This is a genomic window from Parviterribacter multiflagellatus, assembly GCF_056863265.1.
In genome coordinates, this window is record NZ_JBXPIZ010000001.1 from 390416 (window position 1) to 409164 (window position 18749).

Below are 18749 nucleotides of genomic sequence, written 5' to 3' on the forward strand. Positions count from 1 at the left end.
TTGGACGCGCTCGCCCCGCTGCTCGTGATCGTCGCGCTGGCGCTCGTCGTGCTGGTCGTGAGCGCGCCCCTGCGCCGCGGCGCGGGGGCGGCCGACGAGGCCTTCGACGCCGAGCGCGCCGGCCTCGAGGCCGCCCGCGACGCGAAGTACCGCGAGATCCGCGAGCTGGAGATGGACCACCGCACCGGCAAGCTCTCCGACGAGGACTTCCGCGCCCTGGACCGCCAGCTCCGCGGGGAGGCCGTGGCCATCCTCCGCGACCTCGACAGCCTCGACTCCTAGCCGACGGCTACACTTCCCCGCGCAATGGAGACCGTGCTCGAGATCATCCAGGTGATCCTTTCGATCGTCGTGATCTTCCTCGTGCTCATGCACTCGGGGAAGGACGCCGGCCTGTCCGGCGCGTTCGGCGTCGGCACGGGCTCCGGCCCCTTCGGCGGTGGGTCGCTCGTCGAGCGCAACCTGAACCGCTGGACCGTCTTCTTCGCGGTGCTCTGGGGCATCAACTGCATCGTGCTCATCAAGCTGTCCTGAGGGCGCCGACGGCCCTCGCCGCGCCTGGCGGCACCGACGGAAGGGAACCGGCCTAGCGGCCTAAGACCCTCCCGCCGGCACCACCAGCCACGACGATGGCTCGCCGGTCCGCTACCCGTTCTTGGGGAGGGCCGGGCAGTCGTGCAGTGACGTAGCGGAGCGGACGCCGTCGCGGATCGCTGCCGCGACGACGTGGGGAACGACCGCCGCGAGGACGAGCGGGTCGACGTGCACGTCGCCCGCGGCGACGACGAAGGCCGCGTCGCCGTCGAAGGACGTGTGGGCGGGGTCGACCGTGCGGCCGATGCCGGTGGAGGCCGCGCGGGCGAGGAGCCAGGCGTCGGTCTTGGACATCGCCGCGTCGGTCATGACGCAGACGAGGGTCGTGGCCTCGCGGGCCGTGACGTCGGGCGCGCCGTGCTCGCGCAGGAGGTCGACCGTCGAGGGCCCGCCGCGGACGCCGGCGAGCACCGAGCCGTCCTCGGCCAGCACGTCGCCGAGCGCGTTCACCACCGCCAGCGCCGTCACGCGCGCGCCCGCGACGAGCTCGCTCGCCAGGCCCACGCCGCCCTTGGTCCAGCCCGCCGGCCCGAGCAGCTTGCCGACCGCGCAGCCCGTGCCCGCGCCGACGGTCCCGCGGGCGACGTCCGCGGTGACCGCCGCGTCGCACGCCGCCGCGCCCATCGCCGCGTCGGGCCGCGCGTCGGAGGAGCCGAGCGGGAGGTCGAACACGACCGCCGCGGGCACCAGCGGCACGACGACGTCCAGCCGCGTCCGGTAGCCGCGGCCACGCTCGGCCAGCCACCGCATCACGCCGTCCGCCGCCGCGAGTCCGTACGCGCTGCCGCCCGTGAGCAGCACCGCCTGGACCTCGCGCGCGCCGGACGCGGGGGAGAGGAGGTCGCTCTCGCGCGTGCCCGGCCCGCCGCCGCGCACCTCGCCGGCCGCGGTCGCCCCGTCGGGCGCCAGGACGACCGTGCAGCCGGTCCCGCCGGCGAGGTCCGTCGCGTGGCCGACCGCGAAGCCCGCGGGGAGCGGCGGCGCGCTCATGCTCCTCCGGTGATCCGCAGCCCGGACGCGCGGAGCGGCGGGCAGACGACGCCGGTCGCGAAGCGGCGTCCGTAGTACTCGCCCTCCGACACGAGCCGCGGCGTCGTGCCGAGCGCCTCCACCCGCGACAGCACGCCGAGCACGGTGTCGGTGAAGCGCACGTCGCGGACCGGGCGCGTGATGCGCCCGTTCTCGATCAGGTGCGTGCCGTCGCGGGTCACGCCCGTGAGCAGCGTCTCGCTCGGGTTGACCGGGTTGACGTACCAGAGGCGGTGCACGTACAGGCCATGCTCGATCTCCCGCGCGAGCGCGTGCTCGTCCGCCGCGTCGCCCCCCGCGAGCACGAGGTTCGTCGGCGCGGGACCCCACGGGGAGCCGCCCGGCACCGTCGCGTGGCCGGTCGCGACCGCGCCGTCGCTCGCCAGCGCGGCGGAGCGCCGGTCGTGCACGACCTGCTCGACCACCCCGCCGCGGATGAGGCTGATCCCGCGCTTGGGGACCGCCTCGGCGTCGAACGCGCGCGGCAGGGTGAGCGCGGCGAACGGGTCGTCGCGCAGCTCCACCGCGGGTGCGGCGACCTGCGTGCCGAGCCGGTCGACGAGCGCGCCGCGCCCCTCGACGTGCGCGAGCCCGTTGAACGCGAGCCCGCCGAGGAACTCGAGCAGCGTCGCGACCGCCTCCTCGCCGAGCACCACCGGGTACGTCCCCGGCCGCACGTCGGCCAGCTCGCCGCGGGGGAGCTTCGCCGCCGCGCGCCGCGCCAGCGCCTCCAGCGCCACGTCGGCCGCGCGCACCGCCGTCCCGGACGCGTAGGCCGAACGCCCGTCCGCGTCGCGCAGCACGACCTTCCCGAACGCGTCCGTCACCGCGTCGGCGACCCGCACGCCGGTCGACGACGCGATGGCCGTCTCGACCGCCGCGGACGACCAGATGCCGAACGCCTCGACGCTCTCGTCCGCCGCCACCGCGAACGCCGCGCGCAGCGCCGCGCCGGCGACGCCCGGGTCGAGGGCGGCGGTCTCGGCGTCGAAGCCGGTGTGGGCCGGCACCGGCGCCGGCGCGGAGAGGCCGGGATGGTCGCCCGGGCCGCGCCCACCCGCCGAGGCGGCCGCGGACGCCCGCGCCGCCGCCCCACACGCCCGCAGCGCGTCGTCGTCCAGCGCGTTCGTCGTCGCGCTCCCCGCGTGCCCGTCGCGCACGACCAGCACGTGCACGGACGTGTCGTCGATCGCGGTCGCCTGGGTCGGTGCGGAGCGGGCGAACCGCGTCGCCAGCGACCGCTCCCGCTCCACCGTGACCTGGACCGCGTCCGCACCGCCGGCCAGCGCCAGCGCGCGCTCGGCGAGATCGAGCAGCTCGGTGCTCACGCCACGCCCACCTCGACGCCGCGGAACCGCGCCGGCGCCGCCCCGTGCGAGACCGCCATGAACTGCCCTGGCTCGGCCTTGCCGCAGTTCGTGACGCCCCACAGCGACCACTCCTCCGGCCCGCACACCGCGTCGAGCGACGACCAGAACGTCGGCGTCACGCCGTGGTAGGACGCGTTGCGGTACAGCCGGCCCAGCTCGCCGCCGCGGATCTCGTAGGCCACCTCGGTCGCGAACTGGAAGTGCAGCCGCCGGTCGTCGATCGACCACGAGCGGTTGGTCTCCAGGTACAGCCCAGACCCGGTGTCGGCCAGCAGGTCCGCCAGCGAGCCCGCGGCGCCCGGCTCGATCGACACGTTCGTCATCCGCACGACCGGCTGGCGGTCGAACCCGCTCGCCCGCGCGCACCCGCCCGACGCGGCCCATCCGGCCGCGCCCGCCGACTCGCGGTCGCTCAGCGCGCCGACGAGTCGGCCCCGGTCGATCAGCACCGACCGCCGCGCCGCCGCGCCCTCGTCGTCCCACGCGAACGTCCCGAGCCCGCCCGCGAGCGTCGCGTCGGCGGTCACGGTCAGCGCGCCGGAGCCGTACGTCAGCGATCCCACGTCCCCGACGCCGACCCAGCTCGTCCCCGCGTACGCGGCCTCCAGGAGCTGCATCCGATCGAGCTCGAGCGCGTGCCCGATCGACTCGTGGACCTGCAGCGCGAGCTGCTCGGCCCCGAGCACGAGCGTCACCGGGCCGGTCGGGCAGGGCGGCGCGGTGAGCAGCTCGACCGCCTCGGCGGCCACCCGGGGCGCGTTGCCGACCAGGTCGAGCGCGAGCACGTGCTCCCACCCCGCCTGGCGCACGAGCCCGCCGTGCGCGCTGGGGTAGGTCCGCGTCTGCACCTCGCCGTCCGCGACCGCCGTCGCGCTCAGCCCCGCGCCGCACGACGTCCGCCGCTGCGTCAGCGCGGCGCCCTCGGTCGACGCGAAGGCCTGCTCGGTGCGCGTGGCGACGAACACCGCCTCGGTCCGGACGAGGCGCGGGTCGGTCCGCAGCGCCTCCTCCGCCTCGACGAGCAGCGCGAGCTTGTCCTCCAGCGGCAGCGCGAGCGGGTCGACCAGGCACGGCGACGACCACGAGCCGACGGCCGCCGGCTCCGGCAGCCGCACGCGCCCGCCGAGGCCCGCGGGCAGCGCCCGGGCCGTGGTGAGCGCGCGGTCCAGCGCCGCGTCGAGCCCGCGCGTGGACAGGTCCCGCGTCGCCGCGAAGCCCCAGGCGCCGTCGACGAGCACGCGCACGCCGACGCCCTCGGACAGCGCGCTCGTCACCTGCTCGACCGCGCCGCTGCGGACGACCAGCTCCTGCTCCTGGACGACGACGTGGCGCACGTCGGCGTACGCCGCGCGCCCCGAGGCCGCGTCCATGAGGGCCACGAGGCGGTCGATCACCAGGCGGCCTCGTAGAGCGCGAGCAGCTCCTCGCGATCGGCGCGCGGCGGGGTCTCGTCGAGGTCCGGGCGCTTGGCCGCGGTGTCGGCGAGGCCGGACAGCGCATCGTGCGCGACGCCGAGGTCGCGCAGCCGCTCGGCGCTCGCCCGGCGGGCCAGCTCCCACGCGAGGTCCTCGGCGCCGCCGAGCGCGAGCTCGGGGGCGCGGCGCGCGAGCGCGGCCGCGGTGTGGGGGAGCATCGCCGCGTTCGCCGGCCCGTGGCCCACGCCCGCGCCGCGCACGAGGGTCTGGGAGAGCACGTGGTGCAGGCCGTAGTGCGTGGTGTCGATCGTGTAGCCCGAGAGGACCGCCGCCAGCGCCAGCCGGTCGCGCGCGCCCTCGTCCGGGTCCTCGTCCGCGCCCGCGTAGGCGTCGGCGGTCAGCCGCAGGGCCTCCAGCGACGCCATCCGGGGGACCGGGGACGCGCTGCGCGTGCACGCGCTCTCGACCGCGTGGGCGAGCGAGTTCGCCGCGCTCGCCGCCAGCGCGGCAGGGGGCTGCGAGCCGCACAGCGCCGGGTCGTTGAGCACGATCGCCGGACGCACGCCGCCCTTGGCCTCGTGGCCCTTGATGCGCCGGTGGCCCTTGGTCATCTCCGCCGCGCTGAGCGTCGTCGGGATCGCCGCCGCGCGCACCCCGCGCGCCGCCGCCACGGCCTTCGCGGCGTCGACCACCCGCCCGCCGCCCAGCGCCACGATCAGCGAGGCGTCGTCGGGGACGGACGGGAGCACGGCGCCGGCCTCCTCCTCGACGAACCCGTGGCCCAGCTCGTGCACGTGCGCGGCCGCGGACACGACGTCCGGAGCCGACTCGCGCGCCCGCGCGGTGGTGAGGAGCACGTACCCCTCGCCCAGCAGCTCCCCGGCGGTCGCGAGCTGCCCGCGCCCGTAGCGGATGGTGCGCTCCCCGTCCTGCCAGGTGAAGGGAGCGGTGGTCCAGATCGCGGTCACCGCGCGCACGCTACCGCGCGGCCGCGGCGCGCCCGACGATCCTCTGATGCAACTCGGGCTAGACTCGCGCTCGTGCTGCACAACACGTACGCGGGTCAGACGTGCTCGGTGGCCAGGGCGCTCGAGGTCGTGGGGGAGCGGTGGACGCTCCTGATCCTGCGCGACGCGTTCATGGGCGTGCGGCGATTCGACGCCTTCCAGCGCAACCTCGGCATCGCCCGCAACGTGCTCAACACGCGGCTGCAGCGGCTCGTCGAGGCCGGCCTGCTGGAGCGCCACCAGTACCAGGAGCGCCCGGTCCGCCACGAGTACCGGCTCACGCAGATGGGCCTGGACCTGTGGCCCGCGATCGTCGCGCTGATGAAGTGGGGCGACACGTACCTCGCCGGCGACGAGGGCCCGCCGCTCGTGCTCGAGCACAAGGGCTGCGGCGGCAGTGTCGATGACCGGCGCACGTGCGAGCGGTGTGGCGCCGTGCTGGACGCGCGCGACGTGCGCGCGCTGACGGGGCCGGGGGCCGGGGCGGCACGCGCGTCGGCCGCCTAGCGCCCGCGGGCCGGGACGCCGGCCACCGTCGCGCCTGCCGGCACGTCCTGCGTCACCACCGCGCCCGCGCCGATCAACGCTCCAGCTCCGATGCGCACGGGGCCGACGATCACCGCCCCGCTGCCGATCGCTGCGCCGTCCTCCACCGTCACCGGGGCCAACGTCCAGTCCTCAGGTCCCTGCGGCGTGCCGTCCGGCCGCAGCACGCGCGGCGTCTTGTCGTTGGTGAACATCACGCCGTGCCCGACGAAGACGCCGTCGCCGATCCGCACGCCGTCGCAGATGAACGTGTGGCTCTGGATCCGGCAGTCCGCGCCGATCACCGCGCCGCGTTGGATCTCCACGAACGTGCCGACCATGGTCCGGTCGCCGATCGAGCAGCCGTAGAGGTTCACGAACGAGAAGATCCGGACGTCGTCGCCGAGCGTGACGTCGTTCAGCAGCCGGTACGGGGCGTCGTTGTCGGGAGCGGGGGGCATGCGGGCGGATGCTCCCACGTCGGGCACGCGGATAGCGTTCCCGCCCATGCCCTCCGCCGACCGCCGCCCCGTGATCCTCGTGACGTCGTTCCTCGGCGACCCGGACGTCGCCGAGCTCGAGCGACGGACAGCCACCGGCGAGCGTCCGCGGCGCGACTACGTCGAGCTGATGCACCGCCTCGACGCGGTCGTGATCGACGCTGACCACATGCAGCATCGGGCGAACCCGGTCGCGCGCGCGATCAGCCGGCGTGTCTCCATGCCCGCCGGTCAGATCCTCGAGGTGTTCCTCCGCCGCCGGCGTTACGGCGCCATCGTCGCGTGGGCCGACCGCCTGGGCCTCGGCCTGGCGGCGCTGCTCAAGCTCGTGCGGTCGCGGCAGCGCATCGTGCTCATCTCGGTGCTCCTGTCGAACCCGAAGAAGGCGCTCCCGCTCAAGCTCCTGCGCCTCCAGACGCAGATCGCGGCGATCATCACGATGGGCACGGTCCAGCTGCGCATCGCGGCCGACCGGCTCGGGGTCCCTGAGGCGAAGCTGCACTTCGGCCCGCATCCGGTCGACCTGCGCTTCTGGCGGCCCGCCGGCCGGCCGAAAGAGCCGCGGACGCTGTGCGCAGTGGGGTGGGAGGCGCGTGACTACCCGACGTTGTTCGACGCGGTCGAGGGGCTCGACGTGGGGCTGGAGGTCGCGTACGGGACGCTCGCCTCGCCCGACGAGGGCGGCGTCGGCGCGCCGCCGGACTTCGGCCGTCCGGTTCCCGCCAACGTCGTGCTCCGTCCCAACCTCAAGCCGGCGGAACTGCGTGAGCTGCACGAGCGGGCTGCGCTGGTCGTGATCCCGCTCCGGGACGTCGACTTCGATGCGGGCGTCACGGCGATCACCGAGTCACTGGCGATGGGGAACGCGGTCGTCGCCAGCCGCACCCGCGGGCAGGTCGACGTGATCCGTGACGGCGAGAACGGCGTCTACGTCACACCCGGCGACGCCGGCGAGCTGCGCGCGACGATCATCCGGCTGCTCGACGACCCGGCCGAGCGCGAGCGCCTGGGGCGCAACGGCCGGGCGCACGTGGAGGCGCACCACAGCCTCGACCGCCTGATCGAGCAGATCGCGGGCCTCGTCTGAAGCTCGAGTCAAGGCAGTTCGAACAGATGGCCAGGCTCACGGCTCCTGCGTCCAAGCGCGTCCAACTCCGGCGGGGTTGCGCTCACGGAAACGCCGCCGCACGACGACCCAGCCCGTGTGATGCCGCGCAAGTCGCTTCTCAGCCTCGTCGTCGCCGTCGTCGTCGCCATGCTGGTGCCCACAGTCGCGCCGACCGGTTCGTTCGCGTCGCCCGCGAAGGCCGCAGCCGCCTCGGTCAAGAAGAGCAAGACGAGCAAGAAGCGGCGTGCCTACCGCAACGACCGCAAGGCGCCCAAGACGACGATCCGCGGGAAGAGCAGCCGCAAGGGCCGCGTGACCGTCCGCTTCAAGGCCGACGAGCCGAGCACCTACAAGTGCCGTGTCAACCGCTCGCGCTGGAAGACCTGCAAGTCGCCCGCGGCGTACGTGCCCTCCACCGGCAGCACCCTCCAGGTCCGCGCGACCGATCGTGCAGGCAACGTCGAGCGGCGCCCGGCCACGACGACGCTCGCGCCGACGAGCACGTACCGTCCAGACGGGGACTCCGAGTCACCGACCTCCACCGAGACCGACAGCGCTCCCGCAGTCACGCCTGTGCACGACACCGACGCCGCGAAGGTCCCGACCTCCGGGACCACCAAGGGCACGACGACCCAGGCCCCGGGGTTCGAGCCGCTTTCCGACCAGGCGGCCGCCGCGCGCGTCGTCCGCTCGCCCTATGAGCCACGTCCTGAGAACACCGCGGCGAACAACCGCGTCCCGACCGCGGCCGAGCTGGCCGACTACCAGCGGCGCCGCGCGGGCGACCACTTCTGCGCGTCCAAGCTCGACCTGAAGGTCACCGGCAACTTCAGCGGCACGACCGACGAGATCCTGCAGTGGGCCGCGGCCAAGTGGGGCTTCGACGCGAACCTCTTCCGCGCGATCGCGACCGCCGAGTCCTTCTGGCGCCAGAGCGCCGGCGACGACGTCGACGGCGGCGGCCTGACCTCCGTCCGCTGGGTCGTCCACAAGGGCACGTACCCGCTGGGTCGCGTCTCCTCCGCCTTCAACGTCGACTACTTCGGCGCGATCCTCCGCCACTACTACGACGGCTGCGCCACCTGGCTCAACGACGTCGAGCGCGGCCAGAACTACGCCGCGGGCGACCTGTGGGGCAGCGTCGGCGTCTGGTACGCGGGCCGCTGGCGCACCAAGGACGCCGAGTGGTACATCGGCAACATCCGTAACCGCCTCGGCGAGCAGATCTGGGCGACCGACCACTTCCTGCGGGGTTGAAGGGCGTCGATCCTCCTCCGGCTGGCGTGGCCGTGGGTCGCCTTTCCTTCCTGCACCGGCCGCGAGCTTCAGACCGGGCCTGACGAGAGGCGGGGACGTGGCGCGCGCTACGCGGGATGCGCCTCGAGCCAATCCCGGTAGCGCGCGGCCAGGTCCTCCACGATCGCAGGCCAGAACAGCGCGGCGGCCGACGCGTGCCCCGCGGCCAGGCGCCGTTCCACAGCGGCGGGATCGGTCGTCATCGCGTCCCCGACCCGCTCCAGCGCCGCTGCGAAGTCCTCGGGCGTCTCCGCGTGGTCGTAGTGCACACCCGCCTCGACGGGCAGACCCTCGGCCCCCAGCGCGGTGGAGACCACCGGCCGGCCGAGCGCCAGCGCCTCGACGATCTTCAGCCGCGTTCCCGAGCCCTCGAAGACGGGCACGATGACCGCGTGGGCCGCCGCGTAGAACGGCTCGACCGACGGAACACGCCCGTGGTACGTCACGCCGGGCGCCTCGACCGGGCGCAGCGGGGGATCGCCGACCACGTCGAGCGCGACCGACGTCTTCATCCGCGGGAGCACCTCGCGGACGAACCACGCCAGACCGCGCTCGTATGGCTGGTAGCTCGCCGTGCCGACGAACAGCAGGCGAAGCGGGTCCTCGGTGCCGAGCGGTGGGAGAGGGAGCCGGGCGCTCGGATCGGTCCCGTTGGGAGCCACCTCCACCCACGGGGCGCCGCCCTCGCGCATCGTCGCGGCGTCGAGCGGCGAGACGCCGAGGCAGAGCGGCATCGCCCTCCAGACGCGGACCTCCTCGTCCCGCACGCGTCGCCAGTCGAGCGCCGCGAACGTCCCACGCACGCCCCCGTTGGTCTCCGCCGTCGCGCGGATGATGCGGTGCTCGATGTTGTGTGGGGCGAAGACGCTGAGCGTGCCGGGCACCGGGCCGGTCTGGCCGGTTCCAAGGTCCTCGTAGTGGACGATGCGGGCGCCGGTGCGCGCGACCGCCCCGCGGACCGCCTCCGCCAGCTCGGGCCGGGCGAAGCGCCCGAACTGCCACGAGCGTCGCGACGGCAGGCTGCGCAGCTGCGCGACGCGCTTGTCGCCCAGGCGCAGCGGCACGCCGACGACGTCGATCCCCGGGAGGAGCGCCTGCAGCTCGGTCGCGTCGTCGGGCCCGTCGAGTCCAGGCCCGACGTACGTGACGAGCGTCAGATCGAAGGTCTCGGCCAGGCCGTGGAGCAGTCGGTTGGTGCGGATGCCAGAGCCGTGCAGCGCGCCGATCGGGGGCTGGTAGACGACGAACACGAGGGCTGGGCGTGACGACATGGAGCGGCAGTCTGACGGCTCAGGCGCGCGCGGCGCTGCCGATGCCGCTGCGGGCGACGGCGACGACGTCGAGCACCAGCGGGCGGCGGATGGCGAGCAGCAGGAGGACGAACGCGCCGACGGCGACGGCGGCGCCCGCGATCGCGCTGGGCAGCGTGGGGCCCAGCGCGTCGGCCAGCAGCCAACCGACGGCGGACGCCGCCACCGCGGCGGCGAAGGGCGCGAGCAGCACGTGCGCGAGCCGCACGCCTGTCGCGGCGTGGACCGCGCGGCCGAAGATCGCGGTCTCGGTCAGCGCGGCGGCACAGAAGCCGATGCCCACCGCGCTCACGCCGAGCGGCGTGAGGAGCCCGAGCCCGACCGCGAACCAGATGAAGACCTGGACGACGGCGGCCCGCAGCACGACGCCGGTCCGGCCCGACGCGAAGAGGTACCCCGCGACTGCGACCGACACCGGACCGCTGATCTGCAGCGCGACGCAGACCCACGGGACGGCCTCGCGCGCCTCGCTGTAGTCGGCGCCGAAGAGCGCTGGGATGAGCGCCGGCGCCGAGCCGGCGATCGCCGTGAGGATGATCCCGGTCGCTACGGCCGCCAGGCGTGCGACCCGCTCGATCACCGGCCGCGGATCGTCGCCGCCGGCGACGAGCTGCGCCATCGCGGGGAACGAGACCTGCCACAGCGCTTGGAACAGGAGAAACGGCACCTGCAGCAGTCGCCATGCGACCGTCCAGAGCCCGAGCGTCGCAGCGCCCGCGACGGCGGCGATGCCGAAGCTGATGCCCTGGTCGCGGACCGCGCTCACCACCTGGACCCCTTGGAACTTGACTCCGAAGCCGAGCAGCTCACGCGTTCGTGCGCGGGTCGTGCGCGGCGCGACGAGCTTGACGGGTGAGCGCCGCAGGAGGACGAGCGTGCCGACGAGCGCCTTGACCACCGACGCCGACGCCAGGCCCCACACGCCCAGGCCTGCAGCGACCGCGCCGATGCCCCACGCGTAGTAGGCGAGCGACTCCGAGACGTCGACGGCGGCGATGGGGCGGAAGTCCAGGTCGCGCTCGAGCGTCACCATGCCCGGGCCGCGCAGCGCCGAGATCGGCAGCCCCGCGAGCATGATCGCCGCGAGCTCTGCCGCGCCGCCGAACGCGATCGCCGGGCCGACGCTGAGCAGCGCGATCGCGACCGTGCTGTAGACCTGGATCGCCATCAGCGTGCGCAGGTCGTCACGCGTCGGTGGCTCGGGCCGGCGCACGAGCCCGGCGCCCAGCCCGCCGTCGGTGAGCAGCGTGGCGAGCGTGAGGACGGCCAACCCGAGCGCGACCAGACCGAACTCGGACGGGACCAGGAGACGGGCGAGGACGACGTTGCCCAGGAAGGCCAGCGCGTTGATCGCCACGCCACGCGCGCCGACGACGGCGGCGCCCGAGAGCGCCCGCCGGCGCAGCTCCGACCGCCCGAGCGAGTGGCGCGGCTCCTCTGGCGGCGCTGCCCCTTCCTCGACCCCCGGCTCGGTCATGCCGCGCCGGGCTCGGGCGCAGGATCGGGCAGCGCGGGAAGCACGGTCGCCAAGGCGATCAGCAGACCGATCACCGAGCTCGAGTTGATCGTGTCGAACACGGGTCCCGTGACGCCCATGATCAGCAGCGCCAGGAGCGCGGCGCGCGCACCGGTCGCGAGGACCGCGTACTCGCCCTTGCCGCGGCGGCCCACCAGCGCGGTGGCCATCAGCAACATCAGCAGCACCAGGCCGGGGATCCCGAGCTTCCACGCCGTGCGCAGGTAGGCGTTGTGCGAGTAGGTCTCGTGCTTGGCCGGCACGCCGGAGGAGGGCCGCCCCCAGTAGATGGTCGAGCCGAGCCCGGAGCCCGACCACGGGGACGCGTCGATACGTGCGATCACCGCGCGGCTCTCGATGAGGCGGTAGTCGACGGACTCGTCGGAGTGGTACTGGCCGATGGAGATGAACCGCTCTCGCACAGCCGTCGCCTCGCCCGGCGCGACGACGCTGAACGCGCCGCTGATCAGCAGGAGCGCGAGGCCGCCCCACACCGCCGCGCGCAGCCGCTGGAGGTGCCCGGCGCGGACGAGCACGAGCAGGACGCCCAACGCGGCCGACACCCAGAACGCCCGCTCGAACGTGAGGATGAGCGAGATCGCGTTCAGGCCGAGGATCACCAGCAGCAGCGTCGTCATGGCTTGCGTGCGCCGCCACCCGGAGATGAGCGCGGCGAACGCGAGGATCACGGCCGGTGGGTACGCGTACCGGCCGCCGAGCAGCTGGCCCGTTCCGCTCGTCGTGTGCGAGACGCCCTGGCGGATGCCGATGTCCTCGGTCGCGTTGGCGGGGATCTGCAGGATCCACTGCGCCAGCCCCCAGAGGCCGAGGATCAGCCCGAAGACCAGCAGGGCCTTCATCAGCTGCGGCCGCAGCACCGGGTCGAACAGCATCGGAAAAGCGATGACGAACACCGCCAGTCCGAGGAGGTGGCGGAACTCGTAGCCGGCTGCGCCCGCGTCCGCGCCGCCGCGGACGCCGTGGACGACCTGGAAGGCCGCGACCGCCAGGAACGCGATCGTCAGCGCGAGCGTCGCGATGATCCGTCCGCTGAGCCGTGTCCGCGCGAGGTTGACGATCGCGATCATCGCCCACAGCAGGCCACAGAGCACCACCACGTCGGTGAACACGATGCCGGCCGACCCGCCGGCGGAGACGCCGAAGCGGTTCTGCACGTCGTACGGCACGATCGCCGCCGTCAGCATCAGGAGGGTGAGCAGCGCCACCGGCGCCGCGAAGGTCAGGGCGAGGACGAGGATGCCGCCGGCAGCGCCGGCGGCCAGCATCGGGCTCCGGCCGGCCACGGCACCCAGGACGAGGCTCGTGGCGGCGATGGCGGCCGTCGCGAGCGCCACGCTGGTGCGGGGAGGGGCGAGGGAGGCCATGCGCGTGCCAGCGAGGCAATGTACCGTGCAGCCGGGACGTGCTCGCGCGTGCGTGGACGGACGACCGTCGCGGGAGGAGCTCGGCGCGCGCATCGCTTAGAGTGCTGCCCGCATGAGCGCCCACGCCCTGTCCTTCGTCGTGGTCGTCTGCACCCGCAACCGGCCGGACCAGGTGCTCGAGACGCTCGACCTGCTCGACCGGCAGGCGGAGCCAGACTTCCCGCTGGTCATGGTCGACCAGAGCGACGAGATCGCCCCGCAGGTTCGTGCGCGGTTCGACGCTGATCCACGCAAGACGCTGATCCCCGACCAGGGCCGGGGCCTGTCCCGTGCGCGCAACGTGGCGTGGCGGGCCACGAGCGAGGACTGGCTGGTGTTCGTCGACGACGACTGCGTGCCGGCGCTGGACTTCACCGCCGAGGTGGAACGCGCGATCCGCGAGCACCCGGACGTCGACCTCATCAGCGGCCACGTCGGACCCCGCTACGTCCGGCCCCGGCAGCCCGATGACCTGCCGTTCAGCACGTTCGAGGTGGAGGAGGAGCGCACGTTCTCCGGCACCGCCGTTCACCCGTCGCTCGTCGCGTTCGGCGTCAGCTTCGCCGTGCGGCGGACGATGGTCGACGCGGTCGGCGGTTGGGACGAGCGTCTCGGCCCCGGCGCTCCGGACTTCCCTGCGTCGGACGACATGGACTTCAACCTGCGGATGCTGCGTGCGGGCGCCACGACGCTCGTGACGCCGCGGATCCGCGCCGAGCACGACCAGTGGCGCACCCGCGAGGAGATCGTGCAGCTGTACGCCGGCTACACCGCGTCCTGGATGGGGTTGTGCGCGAAGCTCTGGCACGCCGGTGACCGCCGCACCGCACTGCGCTTCTGGTGGCAGGCCGGCCCGCGCTTCTCGCTCGTCCTCGTGCTCAGCGGCCTCAGGCGCCGGTCCCGGTTCCGTGTCCGCACGGGCGTGCGGAGTCTGGGCGGGATGGTCGAGGGGCTCCGCGCAGCTCGCCAGCGGTCATGGTGATGCGCGGCGCCCGCGCCGCGCTGACGGCGGGCGCGGGCTACCTGGCGACGGTGGGCGCCTACCATCTCGGGCTCACCGTCGCGGCCGCGCTGCACCCGGCCCGTCGGCGTGCCCCGGATGCCGATCCACCCGCGCGGATGCGGTTCCTGGTCCTGGTCCCGGCCCACGACGAGGAGCCGGTGATCGGCGCGACGCTCGCCGCGATCGGCCGGCTGGAGACCGCGGGCGCGGCGCCCCACGTCGTCGTCGTGGCTGACCACTGCACCGATCGGACCGCGGAGATCGCCAGCGCGGCGGGGGCGACGGTGCTCCGGCGCGAGGGCGGTGCGCGCGGCAAGGGGCACGCGCTGAGCTGGGCGCTGACGCAGCCGGACGCGGGCCTGGCCGACGTCGACGTCGTGGTGTTCGTCGACGCCGACTGCGAACCGACGCCGAACCTGCTGTCCGCGGTGGAGTGGCGGCTGGCCACCGGTGCCGAGGCTGTGCAGGTCGACGACGTCGTCGCCAATCCCGAGGAGGGCCCGGCGGCGGCGATCCGCTACGCGGCCTTTCGCCTCATCAACAGCGTGAAGCCGCTCGGCAAGGACGCGCTCGGCTGGTCCGTCGGGCTGATGGGGACCGGGATGGCCTTCCGCCGAGAGGTGCTCGAGCGCCACGGCTGGAAGGCGTTCGGCCTGATCGAGGACGCCGAGCAGCACCTCTCGCTCGTCGAGACCGGTGTGCGGGTGCGGTTCGCGCCCGAAGCTGCGGTCAGCTCGGCGATGCCGACGACGTTCGGGGAGAGCGCGGAGCAGCAGGCGCGGTGGGAGAGCTCTCACCTCGCCGTCCTGCGCGAGTGGGCGCCGCGGCTTGTGGCGAGCGCCGTCCGCAGCCGCCGGCCCGCCCGAGCCGCGCCGGTGCTCGACCTCCTCGTGCCGCCGCAGTCGCTGCTCTTCGCGGCCAACGGCATGGTCTTCGCGACTGCGGTCCTGGCCGGGACGCCGCGCGCCCGGCGGCTCGCCACCGTCGCGGTCGCGGCGCAGGCGACGTATGTCGTGGGCGGCCTGGCCCTCGTCGGGGCGCCGCCGGCGGCGTGGCGCGGGCTGCTGCACGCGCCCGTGCTCGTCGTGCAGAAGCTCGGGATCGTGGCCCGGCTCGCGCGCGGCCGGGGCCCGCGCGACTGGGTGCGGACCGCCCGGAGCTAGGTCTCGGCGGCGACGGCCTCCGCGGCCACCTTCGCCGCGGGCGCCACGGGTCGCCCGTGGAGGGCCGCGTCGACGATGCCGAGGTAGACCGCCCGCTGGCGCGGCCAGCGGTAGGGCTCCAGCGCGGCCGCAGCCTTGGCCACCATCTCCTCGCGGCGCTGCGGCGACGCGTGCACGCGTCGGATGGCTTCCGCCAGGTCGACGTGGTCGTCGGAGTCGAAGTACTCGAAGCACTCCTCGCCGAAGTACGACTGGACCGAGCGGGTGCGCGAGTTGAGCACCGGGCGGCGCATCGTGACGAGGTCGTACATCTTGTTGCAGTGGGTGAGGTCCCGGAACGGGTCGCGCTTCATGGCCACGACGCCTGCGTCGGCGTGCTGGATCGCGGTGAGCAGGTCCGGCATCGGCACCCAGCGGCCGGCGAACCGCACCCGGTCCTCGACGCCGAGCTCGCGCGCCAGCTCACGCGCCGGCTGCAGGTAGGAGCCGTCGCCGACGATCTCCAGCCGCAGCCCGGGGATCTCGTCGCCCAGCAGCGCGACCGCGCGGATCGCGGTGTCGTGGCCGTAGTGCTGCTCGACCGTGCCGTGCACGATGAGCACGAACTCGCCGTCCGGGCTGCCGACCGGCGGGTACTTCGCGACGTCGAAGACCTCCTCCTCGGCCGCGTTCAGCACCACGCCCATCTTGGCCGGGTCCGCGCCGCGGGCGACGAACGTCTCGCGCATGTCGCTCGTGCACGTGAAGGCGGCGTCGGCGAACCGGATCGCGGCCTGCTCGGCCGCGACCAGCACCCGGTGGACCGTCGGCCGTTCCCCGAACTTGGTCCCGAAGAACTCGGGGAACATCTCGTGCAGGTCGAGCACCACACGCGCGCCGAGCAGCTTGGGGATGGCCGCGGCGAACACGAGCGTGTCGGGGACCGTGTGGACCTGGATCAGCCGGTACCGGTGCCGCAGGTGCAGCAGCGTGACGAGGAGCGACGCGGCGAGGAAGAACGCGGCGTACTGGAAGACGTAGCGCAGCTTCCCCGCCCGCTTGCGGCTGAGCGGCACGCGGATGACACGCACGCCCTCGACGGTCTCCACGAGCTTCTCGCCCGGGTCGCGGATGCCGATGAGGTCGACGGTGAAGCCGGCGTCGACGAGCGCCATCGCCTCGCGGTGGACCCGCGGGTCGTCCGGGTAGTTGCCCTGCCGGAGCAGGCAGACGCGGCCCCGGAGACCGGGACCGCCGTTCGTCACAGCGGCGTCGTGCACGGGACCTATGATGGCGCGTGGCTAAAGGTCGATGCTCGATCAGCCGTTGAGAGCCAGGTGAGCGAGGCACAGGTACAGGCACAGGCGCCCGAGGCAGCCCAGGCGTCCGAGGCTCCGGAGCACTACCTCTTCGAGCGGTACGTGCGTGGTGGGGGTGAGGAGAGCGAGTCCATCGCGCTGCGCGCCTACTACGCGCTGCGGCCGCTGATCCCGCGCCAGGTCCAGCTCGCGATGCGTCGTGCCTACGCGCGCAAGCAGATGCAGCGGGAGTTCCCCCGCTGGCCGATCGAGCCGATCCTCGTCGACCGCCAGCACGCGGAGCTCCGCGCGCGGCTTGCTGCGGTCGGCGAGCCCGGTGTTCCCCTCGTCAACTTCTGGCCAGGCGACCATCGCTTCGCCTTCGTGCTCACGCACGACGTCGAGGGTGTCGCGGGCGTCGAGAACATCCCGCGCATGCTGGAGCTCGAGGCCAAGCACGGCGTCGTCTCCTCCTGGAACTTCTGCGGTGAGGAGTATCCGATCGCTGACGGCACGTTCGACGCCGTCCGCGGCGCCGGCTGCGAGATCGGCCTCCACGGCGTCGACCACAAGTGCAAGACGTTCTCGACCCGCGAGCGGTTCGAGGCCGACCTGCCGAAGATCCACGCGTACCTGCGCGACTGGCAGGTCGTCGGCTTCCGCTCCCCGGCGCTGCACCGCAACGCCGACTGGATGCCCGAGCTCGGCTGCCTGTACGACACCTCGTACCCCGATACGGATCCGTTCGAGCCCCAGCCCGGTGGCTGCTGCTCGATCTTCCCGTTCATGAACGGGGACCTCGTCGAGCTGCCGGTCACGCTCGTGCAGGACCACACGCTGTTCGAGATCCTGCGCCGCGACGACATCGAGCCGTGGAAGGTCAAGTCGGACTGGATCGCTGCCCAGCGCGGCCTGGTCAACGTCATCGTCCACCCGGACTACATGCTCACCGACGACCGGCTCGACAAGTACGAGCAGCTGATCGTGCACCTGAAGTCGCTGGCCGGCGGCTGGCACGCGCTGCCGCGCGACGTCGCCGCCTGGTGGCGAACGCGCGAGGAGCTGGCGCCCGTCGTGGCCCCCGACGGGGCCGCGAGCGTGCCCGGCGGCGAGACGTGGGACGCGCGCGTGGCCTTCGCCCGCGAGCGCGACGGCGAGCTCGCGTTCGAGGTCGCCTGACGCGTCAGCCGGCGTGACGGTACAGCAGCTGCCCGATGACCCGGCCGGTCACGGGCGGCGTGCGGGTGATGACCTGCTCGAGCACCCGCTCCTGCAAGCCGTGCCCGGGGCGGGGGACGCCGCCGCCTGCGTAGGTGTAGGCGAGCGGCAGCTCCTCGGCACCCCAGGAGAGCTTGAACGAGCGCAGGCCCTCCTGACCGAGATCGGTGCGGCCGAGGTCGAACGCGGCGTGGCCCATCTCGCTCGCCCAGCGGATGACGTCGGTGAAGAGGACGTTGTTGGGGCGCAGGGCCAGCGCGGCCGCGTCGGAGGCGCCGAACTTGTAGAGCACGGTCCCGCCGAGGACGAAGTAGACCGCCGCGGCGACGGGCCGGCCCTCGTGGTGAGCGAGGCCGACGAAGCCCAGGCCCTCGGTGAAGATGCGCTCCATCTCGGTGATGAAACGCTTGGGCTGCGTCGGGACGCCGAGGCGCCGGCGGGTCTGCACGTGCAGCGCGTAGAACGCCTCGAGCGCGCCGCGGCCGGTCTCGCGTGTCACCGTCACGCCCTCGCGCCGCGCCTTGCGCGTGTTGCGCCGCACGCGGGAGTGGAAGCCCTTCTCGAGCGCGTCGGGGCCGGGCGTGAGGTCGATGACGTGCCGGTGGAAGAGCTCGACGGTCGGCCCAGCCTCGGGGAACCGCTCGTGGACCTCGAGGCGGACGCCGCGCCGCGTGCGCTCGGCCTCGACCGCAGCGGCCAGCCGCTCCCGCGCGTCGTCCGGCGCGTCCGGCGCCACGAGGGGCCCGCACGCGTCGGAGAACGGCACGGCGACGAGGCGCCGGCCGGTCAGGCGGCTGCCGATCGCCATCACGGGCAGCCCGGCGACGGGCGTGCCGGACCTGTCGACCACGCACACGCCCGCGGCGGGGAAGCGGTAGCGCTCCCGCACCAGCCGAAGCCACGCGGGGTGGTGGAAGATGGTCGCGTCCTCCGCCCGCCCGACCAGCTCCGCCCACGCAGGGTCGGTGAGCGGGTCGAGGAGCGCGGTGCGCAT

At 74.0% G+C, this 18749-nt stretch carries 18 protein-coding genes; 8 read left to right on the forward strand and 10 right to left on the reverse strand.

Translation table 11 applies throughout. The annotated features are described in order from the left end of the window. Together AC1UE5_RS01780 and secG are read left to right on the forward strand one after the other, a co-directional pair. On the forward strand, positions 1 to 282 hold the full coding sequence (locus AC1UE5_RS01780; RefSeq protein ID WP_482920344.1) for a hypothetical protein: 282 nt from the start codon (positions 1 to 3) through the stop codon (positions 280 to 282). 24 nt (positions 283 to 306) lie between these two features. Continuing rightward, on the forward strand, positions 307 to 534 hold the full coding sequence (secG, locus tag AC1UE5_RS01785) for a preprotein translocase subunit SecG (RefSeq protein ID WP_482920345.1): 228 nt from the start codon (positions 307 to 309) through the stop codon (positions 532 to 534). A gap of 111 nt (positions 535 to 645) precedes the next feature. Here the strand turns inward: secG and AC1UE5_RS01790 are convergent, their stop codons facing one another. Genes AC1UE5_RS01790 through AC1UE5_RS01805 form a run of 4 tightly spaced genes read right to left on the reverse strand, consistent with a single transcriptional unit; the run spans position 646 to position 5376 of the window. Next, positions 646 to 1584 carry a P1 family peptidase gene (locus tag AC1UE5_RS01790; protein ID WP_482920346.1) on the reverse strand — a complete coding sequence of 313 codons (939 nt, stop codon included), beginning with the start codon at positions 1582 to 1584 and terminating at the stop codon, positions 646 to 648. After that, positions 1581 to 2951: a TldD/PmbA family protein gene (locus AC1UE5_RS01795; RefSeq protein ID WP_482920347.1), complete on the reverse strand. Its 1371-nt coding sequence runs from the start codon at positions 2949 to 2951 to the stop codon at positions 1581 to 1583. Before AC1UE5_RS01795 ends, AC1UE5_RS01790 begins: the two co-directional genes overlap by 4 nt. After that, positions 2948 to 4387 carry a TldD/PmbA family protein gene (locus AC1UE5_RS01800; protein WP_482920348.1) on the reverse strand — a complete coding sequence of 480 codons (1440 nt, stop codon included), beginning with the start codon at positions 4385 to 4387 and terminating at the stop codon, positions 2948 to 2950. Before AC1UE5_RS01800 ends, AC1UE5_RS01795 begins: the two co-directional genes overlap by 4 nt. Continuing rightward, positions 4384 to 5376, reverse strand: coding sequence for an iron-containing alcohol dehydrogenase (locus tag AC1UE5_RS01805; protein ID WP_482920349.1), 993 nt, complete (start codon positions 5374 to 5376; stop codon positions 4384 to 4386). Before AC1UE5_RS01805 ends, AC1UE5_RS01800 begins: the two co-directional genes overlap by 4 nt. A 72-nt stretch (positions 5377 to 5448) precedes the next feature. Here AC1UE5_RS01805 and AC1UE5_RS01810 point away from each other — a divergent pair, with 72 nt between their 5' ends. Further along, entirely contained in the window at positions 5449 to 5922 is a 474-nt protein-coding gene (locus tag AC1UE5_RS01810; RefSeq protein ID WP_482920350.1) for a winged helix-turn-helix transcriptional regulator, read from the forward strand. Here AC1UE5_RS01810 and AC1UE5_RS01815 read toward each other — a convergent pair. Then, a complete protein-coding gene (locus tag AC1UE5_RS01815; RefSeq protein ID WP_482920351.1) occupies positions 5919 to 6401 on the reverse strand; it encodes an acyltransferase in 483 nt (160 codons plus the stop codon). The two genes, AC1UE5_RS01810 and AC1UE5_RS01815, sit on opposite strands and share 4 nt — an antisense overlap. A 46-nt stretch (positions 6402 to 6447) precedes the next feature. On the opposite strand from AC1UE5_RS01815, the gene AC1UE5_RS01820 reads away from it, so the two are divergent. Continuing rightward, the gene (locus AC1UE5_RS01820) at positions 6448 to 7527 is read left to right on the forward strand and encodes a glycosyltransferase family 4 protein (RefSeq protein WP_482920352.1); all 1080 of its coding nucleotides are present in this window, start codon (positions 6448 to 6450) and stop codon (positions 7525 to 7527) included. Positions 7528 to 7647: 120 nt separating this feature from the next. Continuing rightward, the gene (locus AC1UE5_RS01825; RefSeq protein ID WP_482920353.1) at positions 7648 to 8805 is read left to right on the forward strand and encodes a hypothetical protein; all 1158 of its coding nucleotides are present in this window, start codon (positions 7648 to 7650) and stop codon (positions 8803 to 8805) included. A gap of 107 nt (positions 8806 to 8912) precedes the next feature. Here AC1UE5_RS01825 and AC1UE5_RS01830 read toward each other — a convergent pair whose 3' ends face one another. Genes AC1UE5_RS01830 through AC1UE5_RS01840 form a run of 3 tightly spaced genes read right to left on the reverse strand, consistent with a single transcriptional unit; the run spans position 8913 to position 13055 of the window. Beyond that, positions 8913 to 10115, reverse strand: coding sequence for a glycosyltransferase (locus AC1UE5_RS01830; RefSeq protein WP_482920354.1), 1203 nt, complete (start codon positions 10113 to 10115; stop codon positions 8913 to 8915). Positions 10116 to 10134: 19 nt separating this feature from the next. Then, entirely contained in the window at positions 10135 to 11631 is a 1497-nt protein-coding gene (locus AC1UE5_RS01835; RefSeq protein WP_482920355.1) for an oligosaccharide flippase family protein, read from the reverse strand. Then, on the reverse strand, positions 11628 to 13055 hold the full coding sequence (locus AC1UE5_RS01840; protein WP_482920356.1) for an O-antigen ligase family protein: 1428 nt from the start codon (positions 13053 to 13055) through the stop codon (positions 11628 to 11630). The genes AC1UE5_RS01835 and AC1UE5_RS01840 overlap by 4 nt, the downstream gene beginning before the upstream one ends. A gap of 112 nt (positions 13056 to 13167) precedes the next feature. Between AC1UE5_RS01840 and AC1UE5_RS01845 the strand changes: the two genes are divergently transcribed. Next, positions 13168 to 14076 (forward strand): glycosyltransferase family 2 protein, encoded by a 909-nt coding sequence (locus AC1UE5_RS01845; protein WP_482920357.1) that lies wholly within the window; start codon positions 13168 to 13170, stop codon positions 14074 to 14076. Continuing rightward, complete coding sequence (locus AC1UE5_RS01850) at positions 14076 to 15260, forward strand: glycosyltransferase family 2 protein (RefSeq protein ID WP_482920358.1); 1185 nt, start codon at positions 14076 to 14078, stop codon at positions 15258 to 15260. The genes AC1UE5_RS01845 and AC1UE5_RS01850 overlap by 1 nt, the downstream gene beginning before the upstream one ends. Here AC1UE5_RS01850 and AC1UE5_RS01855 read toward each other — a convergent pair. Continuing rightward, positions 15257 to 16519, reverse strand: coding sequence for a glycosyltransferase (locus tag AC1UE5_RS01855; protein ID WP_482920359.1), 1263 nt, complete (start codon positions 16517 to 16519; stop codon positions 15257 to 15259). The two genes, AC1UE5_RS01850 and AC1UE5_RS01855, sit on opposite strands and share 4 nt — an antisense overlap. A gap of 57 nt (positions 16520 to 16576) precedes the next feature. Between AC1UE5_RS01855 and AC1UE5_RS01860 the strand changes: the two genes are divergently transcribed. Beyond that, positions 16577 to 17716 carry a polysaccharide deacetylase family protein gene (locus AC1UE5_RS01860; protein ID WP_482920360.1) on the forward strand — a complete coding sequence of 380 codons (1140 nt, stop codon included), beginning with the start codon at positions 16577 to 16579 and terminating at the stop codon, positions 17714 to 17716. A gap of 4 nt (positions 17717 to 17720) precedes the next feature. Here the strand turns inward: AC1UE5_RS01860 and AC1UE5_RS01865 are convergent, their stop codons facing one another. Then, positions 17721 to 18749, reverse strand: a complete 1029-nt coding sequence (locus tag AC1UE5_RS01865) for a lipid II:glycine glycyltransferase FemX (protein WP_482920361.1) — start codon at positions 18747 to 18749, stop codon at positions 17721 to 17723.

Excerpts from the sequence above, each read along its gene's own strand:
- AC1UE5_RS01845 (WP_482920357.1), top strand. The coding sequence starts at position 13,168 with ATGAGCGCCCACGCCCTGTCCTTCGTCGTGGTCGTCTGCACCCGCAAC.
- AC1UE5_RS01840 (WP_482920356.1), bottom strand. The coding sequence starts at position 13,055 with ATGGCCTCCCTCGCCCCTCCCCGCACCAGCGTGGCGCTCGCGACGGCC.
- AC1UE5_RS01820 (WP_482920352.1), top strand. The coding sequence starts at position 6,448 with ATGCCCTCCGCCGACCGCCGCCCCGTGATCCTCGTGACGTCGTTCCTC.
- secG (WP_482920345.1), top strand. The coding sequence starts at position 307 with ATGGAGACCGTGCTCGAGATCATCCAGGTGATCCTTTCGATCGTCGTG.
- AC1UE5_RS01825 (WP_482920353.1), top strand. The coding sequence starts at position 7,648 with ATGCCGCGCAAGTCGCTTCTCAGCCTCGTCGTCGCCGTCGTCGTCGCC.
- AC1UE5_RS01850 (WP_482920358.1), top strand. The coding sequence starts at position 14,076 with ATGCGCGGCGCCCGCGCCGCGCTGACGGCGGGCGCGGGCTACCTGGCG.
- AC1UE5_RS01835 (WP_482920355.1), bottom strand. The coding sequence starts at position 11,631 with ATGACCGAGCCGGGGGTCGAGGAAGGGGCAGCGCCGCCAGAGGAGCCG.
- AC1UE5_RS01790 (WP_482920346.1), bottom strand. The coding sequence starts at position 1,584 with ATGAGCGCGCCGCCGCTCCCCGCGGGCTTCGCGGTCGGCCACGCGACG.
- AC1UE5_RS01865 (WP_482920361.1), bottom strand. The coding sequence starts at position 18,749 with ATGCGCACCGCGCTCCTCGACCCGCTCACCGACCCTGCGTGGGCGGAG.
- AC1UE5_RS01830 (WP_482920354.1), bottom strand. The coding sequence starts at position 10,115 with ATGTCGTCACGCCCAGCCCTCGTGTTCGTCGTCTACCAGCCCCCGATC.
- AC1UE5_RS01815 (WP_482920351.1), bottom strand. The coding sequence starts at position 6,401 with ATGCCCCCCGCTCCCGACAACGACGCCCCGTACCGGCTGCTGAACGAC.